The organism is Nesiotobacter zosterae (genome assembly GCF_033843645.1).
Lineage (GTDB): Bacteria > Pseudomonadota > Alphaproteobacteria > Rhizobiales > Stappiaceae > Pseudovibrio > Pseudovibrio zosterae.
This window is the reverse complement of the sequence record NZ_JAWXVZ010000003.1, coordinates 40,057-54,810: the sequence shown is the minus strand read 5'-3', so window position 1 is coordinate 54,810 and position 14,754 is coordinate 40,057. Positions and strand designations below refer to the sequence as shown.

General features: G+C 58.4%; 13 protein-coding genes. 8 read left to right on the top strand and 5 right to left on the bottom strand.

Translation table 11 applies throughout. The features are described from left to right. Window positions 1-11 precede the first annotated feature (11 nt). Window positions 12-1,244 (bottom strand): ABC transporter substrate-binding protein, encoded by a 1,233-nt coding sequence (locus Q3Y58_RS04955; RefSeq protein ID WP_319621572.1) that lies wholly within the window; start codon window positions 1,242-1,244, stop codon window positions 12-14. Window positions 1,245-1,410: 166 nt separating this feature from the next. Here Q3Y58_RS04955 and Q3Y58_RS04950 point away from each other — a divergent pair, with 166 nt between their 5' ends. Beyond that, window positions 1,411-2,223, top strand: coding sequence for an IclR family transcriptional regulator (locus tag Q3Y58_RS04950; protein ID WP_274219566.1), 813 nt, complete (start codon window positions 1,411-1,413; stop codon window positions 2,221-2,223). 52 nt (window positions 2,224-2,275) lie between these two features. Then, the gene (locus Q3Y58_RS04945) at window positions 2,276-3,367 is read left to right on the top strand and encodes an ABC transporter ATP-binding protein (protein WP_319621281.1); all 1,092 of its coding nucleotides are present in this window, start codon (window positions 2,276-2,278) and stop codon (window positions 3,365-3,367) included. Window positions 3,368-3,436: 69 nt separating this feature from the next. Here the strand turns inward: Q3Y58_RS04945 and Q3Y58_RS04940 are convergent, their stop codons facing one another. Together Q3Y58_RS04940 and Q3Y58_RS04935 are read right to left on the bottom strand one after the other, a co-directional pair. Continuing rightward, window positions 3,437-5,134, bottom strand: coding sequence for a SulP family inorganic anion transporter (locus tag Q3Y58_RS04940; protein WP_319621280.1), 1,698 nt, complete (start codon window positions 5,132-5,134; stop codon window positions 3,437-3,439). A gap of 221 nt (window positions 5,135-5,355) precedes the next feature. Then, window positions 5,356-6,024 (bottom strand): cysteine hydrolase family protein, encoded by a 669-nt coding sequence (locus Q3Y58_RS04935; RefSeq protein WP_274219569.1) that lies wholly within the window; start codon window positions 6,022-6,024, stop codon window positions 5,356-5,358. 223 nt (window positions 6,025-6,247) lie between these two features. Here Q3Y58_RS04935 and Q3Y58_RS04930 point away from each other — a divergent pair, with 223 nt between their 5' ends. Further along, entirely contained in the window at window positions 6,248-7,015 is a 768-nt protein-coding gene (locus Q3Y58_RS04930; protein WP_319621279.1) for a type 1 glutamine amidotransferase, read from the top strand. 120 nt (window positions 7,016-7,135) lie between these two features. Continuing rightward, window positions 7,136-8,452 (top strand): NAD(P)/FAD-dependent oxidoreductase, encoded by a 1,317-nt coding sequence (locus tag Q3Y58_RS04925; RefSeq protein ID WP_319621278.1) that lies wholly within the window; start codon window positions 7,136-7,138, stop codon window positions 8,450-8,452. Here Q3Y58_RS04925 and Q3Y58_RS04920 read toward each other — a convergent pair. Further along, window positions 8,449-9,801, bottom strand: coding sequence for an NAD(P)/FAD-dependent oxidoreductase (locus tag Q3Y58_RS04920; protein WP_319621277.1), 1,353 nt, complete (start codon window positions 9,799-9,801; stop codon window positions 8,449-8,451). The two genes, Q3Y58_RS04925 and Q3Y58_RS04920, sit on opposite strands and share 4 nt — an antisense overlap. A gap of 229 nt (window positions 9,802-10,030) precedes the next feature. Here Q3Y58_RS04920 and Q3Y58_RS04915 point away from each other — a divergent pair, with 229 nt between their 5' ends. From Q3Y58_RS04915 to Q3Y58_RS04900, 4 genes are read left to right on the top strand one after another with little or no spacing between them, the layout of a single operon-like run. Next, window positions 10,031-10,780, top strand: a complete 750-nt coding sequence (locus Q3Y58_RS04915) for a CerR family C-terminal domain-containing protein (protein WP_319621276.1) — start codon at window positions 10,031-10,033, stop codon at window positions 10,778-10,780. Then, a complete protein-coding gene (locus tag Q3Y58_RS04910) occupies window positions 10,773-11,714 on the top strand; it encodes an HlyD family secretion protein (protein ID WP_319621275.1) in 942 nt (313 codons plus the stop codon). Before Q3Y58_RS04915 ends, Q3Y58_RS04910 begins: the two co-directional genes overlap by 8 nt. Window positions 11,715-11,718: 4 nt before the next feature. Next, complete coding sequence (locus tag Q3Y58_RS04905; protein WP_319621274.1) at window positions 11,719-12,636, top strand: ABC transporter ATP-binding protein; 918 nt, start codon at window positions 11,719-11,721, stop codon at window positions 12,634-12,636. Further along, window positions 12,633-13,757, top strand: coding sequence for an ABC transporter permease (locus tag Q3Y58_RS04900; RefSeq protein ID WP_319621273.1), 1,125 nt, complete (start codon window positions 12,633-12,635; stop codon window positions 13,755-13,757). The genes Q3Y58_RS04905 and Q3Y58_RS04900 overlap by 4 nt, the downstream gene beginning before the upstream one ends. Here Q3Y58_RS04900 and Q3Y58_RS04895 read toward each other — a convergent pair. Continuing rightward, the gene (locus Q3Y58_RS04895; protein ID WP_319621272.1) at window positions 13,754-14,674 is read right to left on the bottom strand and encodes an ROK family protein; all 921 of its coding nucleotides are present in this window, start codon (window positions 14,672-14,674) and stop codon (window positions 13,754-13,756) included. The genes Q3Y58_RS04900 and Q3Y58_RS04895 overlap by 4 nt on opposite strands. Between the last annotated feature and the right edge of the window lie 80 nt (window positions 14,675-14,754).

Below are 14,754 nucleotides of genomic sequence, written 5' to 3'. Positions count from 1 at the left end.
CTCAGAGCATGTTAGTCGTAGACGCGCTCACGCACCTTATCGAGGCGCTTGAGGATGCGATCAACGCGTTCTGGCTTGACCATGAACTCCTGGAAGCCTTCCATGCCAGCCTTCGCCATTTGCGCAGGCACATCGCGGTCGTAGAACTGCGCCAGTGCGTAAGCTTCAGACAAAACGTTGAAGCCCTGAGCAAGGATCGGGTCTGCCGGGCGGGTTGCCTTTGAGTTGACTGGCAGCTGGCCGAGGGTTTCGTTCAACTTGGTCTGAACGTCTGCGCGGGCCATGTAGGCAAGGAATTTACGGGCGTCTTCCTTGTTCTTTGCGCCGGATGGAATGTGGATGGTGTCCGTTGGGGCTTCTTCAGCCATTGGGATGGACGGGTCGATGACCGGGAACTGCATGTAGCCGATCTGGTCTTCTGACAAACCACCGCTCTTGAACACGTCTACCGCAAAGTTGCCCATCAGATACATGGCGGCCTTGCCCTGCACGAGCGGCGGAACCGCATCCTGCCAGTCCAACGCTGCGTGGTTGTCGATGAAGTAACCGGGCTCTACCAGCTCTGCCCATTTGTCGAATGTGGCGCGCACGCGCTCATCGGTGTAAGGCACCTTGCCGGATGTGAGGTCCATGTGGAACTCGTAACCGTTGACGCGCAGGTTCATGTAGTCGAACCAGCCACCGGTTGGCCAAAGGGCCTTGGTGCCAATGGTGAATGGCGTGATGCCGTTTTCCTTCAGCTTGGCAGATGCGGCCAGAAGCTCTTCCCAGGTCTCTGGCGTTTCAATTCCCAGATCGGCGAAGATGTCTTTGCGGTAGTAAATGCCCCACTGATAGTAGGTGAAAGGCACGCCCCACTTCTTGCCATCGATGGTCATGGAGGCCGCTGCGGAGCTAAGCGTTTCGTTGAGACCGTGCTCTTCCCAAACATCGGTCACATCTTCAAACAGGCCCGCCTCCACGAACGGTGCCATACGGTTACCGGCATACCAGGTTGCCAGATCCGGTGCGTCTGCGGTCAGGAAGTTTCGGATGGAAGTCTTGTAGCCTTCCTTGTCCATGAAGTTGACGATGACTTCAACATCAGGATTTTCGGCCTTGAAGCCTGCAATCATTTCTTCAAAAGCTTTTTTTGGTGCCGGATCGCCCTGATCAAGATTGATGACCAGCTCGCCCGCCAGAGCGGATGAAGCAAAAGCAACGCCTGCCACTGCACCAATAAGCGCGGATTTAAAACTACTAATCACTGCACAACCTCCCTTGAGTGATAAGGATAAAACTGTTTCATTCAATGGAACTGCGTTTTATCAATTGAAATTAAAAGCCAGAAATGCATAATTGTCAACCAACAGGTGAAGACTGGCCTTTGCTACACGGGAGGAGGGTTTTCCATTTGGGAGTGGAAAGCCAATGACCATGAAAAATATAGAACCAGACACGCAAGTCCCTCAGGAAGTTGATCTTTCCAGCCCGATCTCGAAAGCGCTGGCGGTGCTGGACGCGGTCGCTGCGGCGGACCACCCACCCCGTTTCGTCGAGCTTTTGAGCAGTGTTCCGCTATCGCGCGCCACCTTGCACAGAATGCTTCGGCAACTGACCAACGAGGGCATGCTCTCTTACGATTCGGAGCAGCACACCTATCGCGTGGGCTTTCGACTGATGCGCCTTGCGCACTCTGCGTGGGCAAACACCAGCTTGGCGGGCGCAGCCAGTGACGCCCTCGACATTCTGAGCGCCAAGGTGAGCGAAACCATTCACCTGGCTGTGCTCGACAATTACCAGGTGCTTTACGTGGACAAGCGCCTGCCCGCCCGCTCCGTGCAGATGTATTCCAGCCCCGGCAAGATCGGCCCGGCTTACTGCACCGGCGTTGGCAAGGCGATGCTGGCCTTCCTGCCCGACGCACAGTTGGACCACGCGATTGCGGCGCAGTCTTTTCAAAAGCATACGGCGAAAACACTGGTGACTCCGCAAATGCTGAGGGACAACCTGTCCGTCATTCGCCAGCGGGGCTACGCCTTTGACGATGAGGAGCATGAGCCGACCATCATCTGCATTGCCGTGCCCATACTCGGACGGCGCGGCGAACCCATTGGCGCCATGTCCATTACCAGCACCACCGGGATTACCAATCTGGACCAGATGGTGGCGACCTATCTGGCACCGCTGCAGGAGACAGCACGCCAGATTGCCCACAGTGCTGAGATTTCAATGAATTTGTAGTTTTGCGCCAACCATGAGCGCTTCGAATTTCTGACGTTTTGGGAGACACCTTATGACCACGGTGCGTTTGACCGACCTGCGCAAAAGCTATGACAAGCTTGAAATTCTGCATGGCATCAATCTGGACATCAAACAGGGAGAGTTTGTTGTGTTTGTTGGGCCCTCCGGTTGTGGCAAGTCCACCTTGCTGCGGACCATTGCGGGCCTTGAGCTTTCCAACAGCGGCACCATCGAGATTGATGGCGTTGATGTGACCAACGTGGATGCGTCGCTGCGCGGTGTGGCCATGGTGTTTCAATCCTACGCGCTCTACCCCCACATGACCGTTGCCGACAACATGGGTTTTGGCCTGAAAATGGCCGGACGGGACAAGGCGGAGATCAAACGGCGCGTGGATGAAGCGGCCCGTATTCTGCAACTCGAACCGCTCCTCGAACGCTTCCCCAAGCAGCTTTCGGGTGGTCAGCGCCAGCGCGTTGCCATTGGACGCGCCATTGTGCGCAACCCGAAGGTGTTCTTGTTCGACGAGCCGCTTTCCAACCTTGATGCGGAACTGCGAGTGCAGATGCGCATCGAGATTGCCCGCCTGCACAGTCAGATGGATGCCACCATGATCTACGTGACCCACGATCAGGTGGAGGCCATGACGTTGGCGGACAAGATTGTGGTGCTGGAAGGCGGCCATGTGCGCCAGTTCGGAGCGCCGCTTGACCTCTATGACGATCCGGCCAACCAGTTTGTGGCTGGCTTCATCGGCTCGCCGAAAATGAACTTCCTGAAAGCCCGCTCTGAAGGCAACACGGCGACCGGCCTGAAGGTGACCGTGGAAGGCTTTGGGGATCAGACCCTTGAGATACCGGGGATCAAAACCGCTGTGGCGCAGGGCTCCGAACTCACCCTTGGCATTCGCCCCGAGCACTTCCTGAATGGCGCGGATGCAGGAGAGTTCTCTACGAACCTGCCGGTTGCCTTCGTTGAAAACCTAGGCGAGTCCACCTTCGTCTATGCCAATCTGGCTGGCGGAACGCAGGTGACCGCAGAGCTCCGCGACAATCGCCTTTCCAACAAGGTCAAGAGCGTGACGCTTGGCATACCAGCAAACAAGGCTTTCCTGTTTACGCCGGACGAAGAACGGCTGCGGTAACACCTCCCAGAGCCGCAGATCAAGGAAGGCCGCTGCACACCCCCGCAGCGGCTTTTCTTCATGCCCGCCCTACCCTTTGCACTTGGCAAGCGCGGTTTCGACCGAGCGTTCAAAGGAGACCACAGGGGGCTTAAGCCCTTGCGCAAACAGGGCCTGCATCACATCCCGCGAGGCGCCTGCCACAATGACCTTGATGCCGTGGCGGTTGTGTTTCTCCGCGGTGCCTTCCAGCGTCTTCGCGGCAGTTGAATCGATGAAGGGCACACCGGTAAAGTCCAGTATCAAGGCCTTTCGGTCATCGGCAATGGCATCCAGCGCCGCACCGACGGCTGACGCGGCCCCGAAAAAGAACGCCCCGGTGATGCGGTAGACGACGATATCGGAACTGGCCACGTTTAGGCCGTTATAGGCACTGCGCGCCTCGACGCTGTCGGGCAGATCGTCCTGCGCGAAGGAAGGGCACATCTCGACCGATGTGGCGCGGGCCATACGGGAGATAAACAGCACGGACCCCAGCGCCACCCCAACCACAATGGCTTCGGTGAGATCGCGGAAAATGGTGAGCAGGAAGACGGAGCCGAGAACCAGCGCATCTCCTCTGGACGCACGCAGCAGGCTGACAATGGCGGACTTTTCAATCATGTTCCATGCCACCACGGCCAGAACCCCAGCAAGAGCGGCAAGCGGGATGAAATAGGCCACCGGCGCGGCAATCACGATGAACAACAACAAACACACAGCGTGAACGATGCCAGCTACAGGCCCATGAGCCCCAGCCCGGATGTTGGTGGCGGTGCGGGCAATGGTGCCCGTGACGCAAATGCCGCCGAACAGCGGTGAGATGATGTTGGCGATGCCTTGCGCTGCCAGCTCGCAATTGGACCGGTGACGACGCCCGGTCATGCCATCGGCCACCACGGCGGACAAGAGTGACTCAATGGCCCCAAGCAACGCAAAGGCGATTGCACTGGGCAGGACGGCCACCGCCTTCTCCCATGAGAGCGCGGGCAGATGGGGCATTGGGATCTGTGCGGGAATGCCGCCGAACCGGGAGCCAATCGTGTCCACCGGCAAGTCGAAGACCGCGGTGGCAAGCGCTGCAAGGGACACCGCGAGCAACATGCCCGGCCATGCGGGGCGGAACCTCTTGAGCCCGACAATGAGGAGGATTGTTGCCACCGAAATGGCGGCGGCGCCAGCATTCCAAGAGGAGAAAGCCGCCGCGAGAACCGGCAGCTTTTCAAGAAGGGGTCCGGGCTCGGGGCCAGAAAGCGTTAGTCCAAGCAGCTCTTTGAGCTGACTTGCGAAGATGATGATGGCAATGCCCGCAGTGAAGCCGACCGTTACCGGATAGGGGATGAACTTGATGTAGGTGCCAAGGCGAAGCAGGCCAATGAGAAGCAGCAGGACACCCGCCATCATGGTGGCCAACAAGAGCCCATCCATGCCATGGGTGGCAACGGTGGAGGCCATGAGCACAATAAAGGCCCCCGCCGGCCCACCAATCTGAAACCGACTGCCGCCCAGCGCGGATACGAAAAGCCCGCCGAAAATTGCCGTATAAAGCCCTTGTGCTGGCGTTGCGCCAGCGGCAATGGCAATAGCCATTGACAAAGGAAGCGCCACAACGGCGACAGTGAGCCCGGCGATCAGATCGCTCTTGAAATGGCTCAGGCCGTAGCCCTCCCTCAACACGGTGAGGAGCTTTGGCGTGAACAACTCTGCAAAACGCGCGGGAGAACCGGCTGCGCTATCGGTATGGGTCATGGGCATCTCATGGGACCGTATGGAGGGACGGTCTCTTTATGAGAGAACACGGCACAGGGACGTCTGGGCTGGTCGAAAGGCCAAGTCACTTACGAGGCGTGCGATGTGGGGTGTTCAAGGGGATTGAACTTTGGACCTGACCGTATTGCCAGTTCAGCTGCCTTGGGGCAAGGACAAACGGCATACATAAGTATTCCATTTAAGAAGGACTGCGCCCACGCTCAGGCAGGCTCTGGCACCGGAAGCTTGAAGGGCTTGACCCCTTTCTCCCCATAGGTGCGGCGGGTCTCCCACCACTTGTTGGTGTCGCGAGAGATGACCGCATCTTCACTGAAGAGAATGCGATAGCCGCGATTGAGGCCGCCTTGTGCGGTGTTCTTCACGCACAGGTTCCCATCCAGCCCGGCAAGAACAAGCGTGCCAATCTTCCGGTCTTCCAGATAGTCGTTGAAGGCATGGGAGGAAAACGCGTCGCTGCGATGTTTGATGAACTCGGCATCGCCCTGCACATTGAAGCGCGGGTCCAACCCAAGACCGTCGGAATCTGCTGCGCCGCGCCCATCGTCCACCATGTGCACGACCTTGTTGGTGTACCAGCCCTTGTAGATGTGACGAATGATGATCACGGGCCAGCCCTGCGCACGGGCGTAGGACGTCAACCGCCTTATTTCAGCGGATGCGCGGTTGATTTCCTCGGAGAACGGCCGGTCCTCTGACACGGCCCGCAGAAAATCTTCCTGCAAATCCACAAGTACCAGAGCGGTATTGGGGCGCGCTGCCAAAGTAATCGGCATACCATTCGTGGGTTTACGCAGGTTGTGCAAACCGCGAATTGTATAGATCAGAAGTGCTGCTATTGCAGTTAGTGCAACGACTATTCCAATGATCATTCCAGTCCCCAAATCAAGACCGTCTTGATATTGCCACCGTTTGGCCTTGCTAGGAAGCCCCTATTGTTATGAGGGGTGGGTTTGCAAAAGTGTTTCACAGGATGGACTTAATGAATGCATTTAACTGAATGCGGCCAAGCGGTTGACAGACAATGCAATGACGCCCCATCTACAGACCATTGAGTAAAATCCTCGCAGCATTTCGGGATCAGGAGCACTCCAATTGAGCACGACTTTTACACTGGGCATTCTGGAAACCGGCCGCCCGCCTGAAGCGCTGGAAGAAGAATACGGCTCCTACCCTCAGCTGTTTGCAGACATGTTGTGTATTGAGGCCCCGGAGTGGGACTTTCGAGCCTATCGCGTCAATGAAGGTGAGTTTCCGTTTACACTGGACGAATGCGACGCCTGGCTGGTGACCGGCTCCAAACACGGCGTTTACGATGACCTGGACTGGATCGAGGAACTGAAGGAGTTCCTTGAGGAAGCCTATGAGGAGGGCATTCCTTTAGTCGGCATTTGCTTTGGACATCAGATATTGGCCGAGGCACTTGGCGGATCGGCTGTGAAGTCGCGGCGCGGCTGGGGCCTTGGCGTGCAGTCCTACGAGGTGACCGAGGACGGCAAGGCGCTCTTCCCGGAGGCCACTGAGTTCTCGCTAAACACATTCCATCAGGACCAGGTGGTTGAAATTCCGGAGAGCGCAAAGGTGCTGGCGAAATCAGAGTTCTGCCCCTATGCCGCCCTCTCCTACGGCGACCGGGCGCTGAGTTTCCAAGGCCATCCGGAGTTTGACCGGGCCTTCACGAAAGCGCTGGTTGAAAACCGCCGCGGCGAAGTGCTGACCGATGAGCTGGCCGACGCGGCATTGTCCACGCTGGATGAGAAGACCGATAATGACCAGCTGGCCCAGATCATCGTCAAGTTCATCGAAGACAGAGCTGGCAAGTCGGGCTCAGGCGGCGATAAAGCCGAGGGCCCTTCGGCCTGATCAACGCCCCATATGCGGCGGATAGGAAAAGCAGGGCAAAAGGCGCATGATCTTGCTGCGCCTTTTGTTTCAAGCGCGCTACACTCTGTCTGATCTGGAGGGGAGGACCGGGCAACAACCATGGGACTGAGCGGGAGTTTTCTTTACGCCAATGATGAGGCGGGCACCTACCCGGCCTCTTACTACCATGCCAGCGCAGAGTTTCTGGAGGCCTTTCCACCTCTTGCCGAGGACACCCGCTGCGATGTGTGTGTTGTGGGCGCGGGCTACATGGGTCTTTCGACCGCCCTTCACCTGCGCGCACGCGGGTATGACGTTGTGGTGCTGGATGCCCACCGCATCGGCTGGGGTGCCTCGGGGCGCAATGGGGGCCAGCTGGGTAGCGGCCAGCGCGTTGACGTGGATGAACTGGAAGACCTTGTGGGGCCGGAACGGGCGTTGGCGCTTTGGCAGATTGGCGAGGACGCCAAGGCGCTGGTGAAAGAGCTGATTGCGCAGCATCAGATTGACTGTGACTTGACGCCGGGCATCTTTTACGCCGACCACAAACGCAGCTATTCAACCCACAGCAGGGCTCTGGTGGAGAAGCTTCACCGCGACTACCACTATGATGAGATCGCGTTCTACGATGAGGAACGCACGCGCGCGCTGATCGACAGTCCCTCTTACTTCAGCGGCACCATGGACCATGGCGCGGCACACCTTCACCCGCTCAATCTGGTTTTGGGTTTGGCACGTGCGGCAAAGGCGGCGGGTGTGCGCTTTCATGAGCAAACGCAGGTGCGAAAGGTGGAGCAGACCACCCCTGCCATTGTGCATTGCTCTTCTGGAGGCCGGGTCCGGGCAGACCACGTGGTTTACGCCTGCAATGGGTACATCGAGAACTTGAGCAAGCCAGTGGCGCGCCGGTTGATGCCCATCAATAACTTCATCGTGGCGAGCGAACCGTTGCCGCAAGAGATGGTGCAGAGCCTGATTGCCAAGCGCGTGGCAGTGGCCGACAGCCGTTTCGTGATCAACTACTACCGATTTTCTGCCGATAATCGGCTGCTGTTCGGCGGCGGTGAAAACTATCGTTTTGCATTTCCCAAGGACATAAAGGCCTTCGTGCGAAAGCCCATGCTGGACGTGTTTCCGCAGCTCAAGGATGTGCGCCTTGACTATGGCTGGGGCGGCACACTGGGCATTACGCTCAACCGCCTGCCCCTGTTCATGCGCCTTGCACCGAACGTGTGGAGTGCGGGCGGCTTTTCCGGTCATGGCATCAGCATTGCGACAATGGCCGGCAAGGTGGTGGCCGAAGCGATTGATGGCCAGTTGGCGCGGTTTGATGTGATGGCGAAGATTCCGAGCCCGGTTTTCCCCGGCGGGCGTCACCTGCGCTATCCGTTGATGGTGCTCGGCATGATGTACTACGCCCTGCGGGACCGGCTCTAGAGCTTTCCATCCACCCATTGGTAATGGCAGTAGGCCGCTTTCAGGTACAGCAGGCGCAATGCGGACAGCGGAAAGCGCTTTGGGACTTGCTGCATAACAGCGGGGATGCGGTCGATGCCTTGCTGATAGCCTGCAGCGAAATCCGCAAGCGCCTTGCCCGCCCATGAGGCCATGGCAATGCCGTTTCCGTGGTAGCCTGCCGCCGTCCAAACCCGTGACAGCGACCCGACGGCTCCAATGTAGGGCGCCAGACTGCGGTTCATGCAGACAAAACCACTCCAGAAGTGTGTGGCCTCCACATCGGACCATGCAGGGAACATGAGGTCAAAGTGCTGGCGCGTGCGCTCGAACATGTGCTGGCGCTTTTCCGGCGCAGCATCGGTGCCCCCACGCATCCCAAACAGGAACCGTCCGTTGGGCAGAAGCCGAAAGTAGTGCAACAGGTTGCGGGTATCATACGCCATCTCATGTGCCGTCCAACCTTGCGCCTCCTGTTCCTGCGGGGAAAGAGCGCGCGTGACCATGACATTGGAAAGGACCGGCAAGTGCCGACCGGCGAACCAGTCATGGGGTCCATCCTGCCCATAGCCATTTACCGCAATCAGCAGGTTCTCCGCTGAGATTACCCCTTTGGGCAGATGCAAGAGGTAGCGGTTGCCCTCCTTGGACAGGCCTGTGACCGGGGAGTGACCGAATATCTGCACCCCGGAACACAACACGGCGCGAGTTAGCCCCTCCACATAGCGTGCGGGATTGAGAGCAAAACCAACTGGAATATGCGCCGCGCCATGAAAGTGCGGGCCAGCCATGCCGATCTCCGCCAGCGCATGTGGGCCATAAAACGCAGGCTGAAGCCCGGCATAGCGCTCAAGGGCGTTGGCCTCCAAGCGCAAATCGTCAAGAGCCTCGGGGCAATGGGCCAAGGCCCACTCCCCGTTTCCGTGCGCTTCCACTTCCATATCGTGCAGTTCGGTCAATTCGCGGACAAACGCGACGGACTCGACTTGGGTCATCGCGAACTTTTGCGCTTCTTCCAGTCCGTGGTTTCTTTCAATCTGGCTTTCCGAGAGCCGCGCACCGCCCATGCAGCAGAACCCGCCACTGCGCCCAGACGCGCCCCAGCCGGGCCAACCAGCATCCAAAACCGCAACAGAGGCGGAGAATTTTTGCGACAGACGGAGCGCTGCATTCAGGCCCGTGTAGCCTGCGCCAATCACGGCGAAGTCCACCGCCAATGCGCCATCGGGCGGTGTGAAGCGCCCCCCAGTTTCGTCAACGGTTTCGGACCAATAGGTACCAACCGGCAAATTGGGATCAAACGCAGCGGGACTGTAGAGCCGTCTTAACATTGCAGGCGGTTCCTTCTTGGACGGGACGCTCGATGTTAGGCACCGGAAGGGCTGACGTGAGCCTGTGCCGCAGTTTGCTGTGTTCAGACTGCCCCAATGCGGTGCCTGACGAAAGCCCCCTTTTCCGTAAACTTACTTAGATAAATGCGATTGCGTTTTGACGAATATCCCTCTACAAACAATTCAAACGTTTGTTTTAATCATTCGATTGATTGAAAGGAGTGCCCTCGTGGACACCGACCGTCTCAGCAACGCAGCTGCCGATCCCGCCCAAACCCAACACCTAAACCTTGGGACTGCAGAGGCGTTGCTGAACCCCACCTCCGCCTCTGACCGGACCAAGGTGGCGTTGATTGAAGCCGCCTTGCAGGCCTTTACCAAGAACGGCTATGCCGCCACGTCTACGCGCGAGATTGCCAGCTTGGCGGAGGCGAACATTGCCGCCATTTCCTATCACTTTGGAGGAAAGGAAGGCTTGCGAGATGCCTGTTCCGTGTTCATTGTTGCCGTCATGCGGCAGGCTTTGATCCAGCACCTGCATGGCTACATGGAAGAATTGACCACAAGCACGCCCGAGGAGGCAGAGCAGCAACTGCTGCAGCAGCTGGAGCGTATGGTTTTCTTTGTGCTGCTGGACCCAAAGGCGCGGTTGTTTGTGCGCTTTCTCATAATGGAAATGGCCTCCCCCTCCGCTGTCGTGGATCATGTTTACAGCAACCTGATCGAGCCCGCGCACAAGGCCATTTGCCAACTGTTTGCCAGGGCATCCGGCTGGGGGGCCGAGGAAGAACGCACTCGACTTGCTGTCTTTACCTTTGTTGGCCAGATCTTCTACTTCCGCATGACGCAGGATGTGATCTTGCAGCGCTTGGACTGGGAGAGCCTCACCCCTGTGGAGGCAAAGAAACTGGCAACCGCTGTGACTTTCAATCTGAGGGCGACACTGGCGCTTGCAAGGTCGGAGGCTGAAGATGATTGATCTCTGCGTGATCCCTGTGTTGGCGGGTTTGCTAGGCTCATGCGGGGCGGATGCTGTGGTTATCCCTGGCTATGTGGAGGGCGAATACACCCACATCGCCGCCAATGAGCAGGCAGAAATTCTGGAGCTGGCCGTAAAACGCGGAGAGCGGGTTGGAGCCGAGCAGGTGATCGCCCGTCTCGAAACAGAAGATGCCGAGATTGCGCTAAGTGAGGCGGAGGCGTCACTGGCCACAGCGAAAGCCGAGTTGGAAGACTTGCTGATTGGCAAGCGGCCGGAAGAGATTTCGGTGATTGAAGCCACTTTGCGCTCCGCGGAAGCACAGGCAAAGGAAGCCAAACGCGTGATGAAACGACTGGAGGGGCTGCACGCCCGCGCTGTCGCTTCGCAAGCGCAGTTGGACGAAGCGTCCACCGCCCATGACATGGCCATCGCCCGCGTGGCCGAGCTGGAGGCGAACCTTGCTGTGGCGCAGCTTCCTGCACGGGCCTCTGTGATTGAGGCGGCAGAAAAAAAGCTTGAGCAGGCACAAACGCGTGTGGAACGGGCACAATGGCTGCTCGACAAACGGGTGATCCGCGCCCAGCAGGATGGCGAGGTTTCCGACGTCATTCGCCGGGTTGGCGAGATGGCAGGCCCCGGTGCGCCAATCGTCTCCGTGTTGCCAGATGGCGCTACGAAACTCACCCTTTATGTGCCGGAGGCTGCGTTTTCCGCCGTGGACATGGGAGACAAGCTATCAGTTGCCTGCTCGGGGTGCCCCAGCGGCCTTGAAGCGATTGTGACCTACATCTCCGCAGAGCCTGAGTTTACCCCACCGGTGATTTTCTCTGTCGATACACGAGACAAGCTGGTCTACCTGGTGGAGGCACGCCCCACATCTGGCTCGGAACAGCTGAAACCCGGCCAAATTGTCGATGTGACGCTGGATTGATGCCATGTACGCCATTGATGTTACAGGCCTGACCAAGCGTTTCGGCGACAAGACGGTGGTCGACAACGTCTCCATGAAGGTGAAGACCGGAGAAATCATCGGCTTTCTGGGGCCGAACGGCTCCGGCAAGACCACAAGCATTCGCATGATGTGCGGATTGCTGAGGCCGGACGCCGGTCGCGGCTCTGTGCTGGGGTTTGACCTTGAGAAAAGTCAGCTCAGCATCAAGAAGGAGGTGGGGTACATGACCCAAAAATTCTCCTTCTATGAGGATCTGACCATTGAAGAGAACCTGAACTTCGTCGCCAAGCTCTACCGGCTCAAAGCAGCAAAAGACCAAGTGCGTTCGACGCTGGATCAACTGGGCCTGACGACCCGTCGACACCAACTTGCAGGCTCGCTTTCGGGCGGCTGGAAGCAGCGCCTTGCCCTCGCCGCCTGTACCATGCACCGGCCAAAACTGCTGTTGCTTGACGAGCCCACAGCAGGCGTGGACCCCAAAGCTCGGCGCGACTTCTGGGATGAGATCCACCATCTGGCCGCTGAAGGCATGACGGTGCTTGTTTCCACCCACTACATGGATGAGGCCGAGCGCTGCCACCGCATCAGCTACATTTCCTACGGCAAGATGATCGCCGAGGGCACCATTGAAAGTGTGATCGCCAACTCCGGTCTGGTCACCTATCTGGTGCACGGCGAAAAGCTGGAGGGCGTGAGCGCTCTCTTGCTGGCAGAAGACGGGGTGGAACAGGTGGCCCCGTTTGGCGCGTCTCTCCATGTGGTTGGCACGGAAAGACCGGCGCTTGAACGGGCGCTTGGCAAGCTGGAGGGCCGGTCGGGCATTACCGTGAAACCCGGCGAAACAAGCCTTGAGGACGTCTTCATCAAATTCATGAGTGACAGCAAGGACAACATGTCATGACCGGCTGGTTTTCTCTCACCCGCTTATGGGCCTTGTTCCTCAAGGAATTCGTCCAGATGCGCCGGGACCGCATTACCTTTGGCATGATGCTGGGCATCCCGATCATGCAGCTGCTCTTGTTTGGCTATGCCATCAACAACGATCCACGCGACCTGCCCGCCGCGCTGGTCGCAACAGGCAATGAGCCTTACACCCGCGCCATTGTGCAGGCGCTGGAGGTATCGGACTACTACCGTTTTACCACGGTCAATGGCTCGGCTGCAGAGGCAGATCAAATGCTCGTGCGCGGCGAGGTGGCGTTTGTGGTCACCATTCCCTCTGACCTTGCCGTTCGCATGGAGCGGCAGGAAAAACCTCAGATCCTCGTGGAAGCAGATGCCACCGACCCTGCGGCGTCCAGCGCTGCCATATCCGCCCTGCCGGAGATTGCGCGTCAGGCCTTTTCCCGCGTGAACATGACCGCCCCTGAAGAACAGCGGGGGCTCGAGGTGGTGGTGCACCGGCGCTATAACCCGGAGGCGATATCGCAATACAATGTGGTTCCGGGGCTCCTGGGTGTGATCTTGCAGCTGACGATGGTGATGATGACGTCCATGGCGCTGACGCGGGAGTATGAACGCGGCACCATGGAGAACCTGTTGGCCATGCCCGCGACGCCCGCCGAAATCATGCTGGGCAAGGTGTTGCCCTATCTGGGCGTTGGTGCCGTGCAGGTGGTTGTGGTGTTGGTTGCGGGGCGGCTTGTCTTTGACATTCCGTTTGTGGGCAGCGTCGGCCTGCTGTTTGCCACGACCATCATCTTTGTGTTTGCGCTGGTTCTGCTGGGTTACTTCATTTCCACCATTGCCAAGACCCAGATGCAGGCCATGCAGATCACGTTCTTCTTCTTTCTGCCCTCTCTGCTGCTTTCCGGCTTCATGTTCCCGTTTCGCGGGATGCCGGACTGGGCGCAGGTGCTGGGAGAGATCTTTCCGCTCACCCATTTCCTGCGGGTGATCCGAGGGGTGATGTTGAAAGGGGCCGAATGGCCTGACGTGGCAGCGTCGAGCTACGCGCTCCTTGCGTTTGTGCTGGGATTTGCCGTGCTGGCCCTATTGCGTTTCAAACGCACCTTGGACTAGCCCGCCCAAGCATTACGCGCTGCAAGTGCTGCGCCCCATGCGCCACTGCTGTCCCCGTGCTCCGCCAAGCAGAGCGCGGGGGCTTCTGTCTTCGGCAGCAGCTTTTTTGAAAGGGGCTCGGCTATTTGGTTGGTCAGATCCGGGAGGTTTGACAGCCCCCCGCCGAAGATGACCACCTCTGGGTCAAAGGTGACTTGCAAATCTGCGACCAAGCTGGCCAGCAGCTCTGCCCATGACGCAAGCGAGCGCCTTGCCAGCTGATCCCCTGCTGCCTCCAGAGAAATCAACTCCTTGGGACTGAGGGGCCTTCCCCCATAATGCTCATGGATCAGCGACAGGCCGGGACCGCGCAGCAATGTCTCATAACAACCGGTCTTGCCACAGCCGCATGTGACCAAAGGAAGATCCAGCCTTTGCGCCTCAATGGCCGGTATGCTGAGATGCCCCACCTCACCGCATGCGCCATTCCGGTCTGGCGGCAGCGTTCCATTGCAGACATAGCCACCGCCCACACCAGTGCCAATGATCAGGCCAAACACAGAGGAATACCTCCGCCCGGCGCCGAGCATTGCTTCTGACAGGGCAAAACAGTTGGCGTCATTTTCAAACCAGATGGGAAAACCGATCCGGTCTGACAGCTCCTGTTTGAGGTTGCGTGTGCCGCCAGAAAGGTTTGCCGCAAAGCTGAAACCCTGCTCCCGTGCCTTCAAACCCGGCGTACCAATACCGATGGGCAATTGGTCTTGGGCGGCGTGTGTGAGGAGCCATCGGACTTCTTCCGCGAGCACATCCAGCAATGCCTCAAAAGAACCTGCCGGTGTTGCCACCCGGCGGGAGGCAAGCACCTGCCAGTTTTCCGAGAAGGCGGTTGCTTCAATCTTTGAGCCTCCAAGATCAATGCCGCCTGTCGCCATCATGGAAAGTTGCCTCCGCACCAAACTGCCGTTGCAAATGCCTTAACGCGCCTGTGCCCAGCGAACAAGTTGAACGCGTTGCC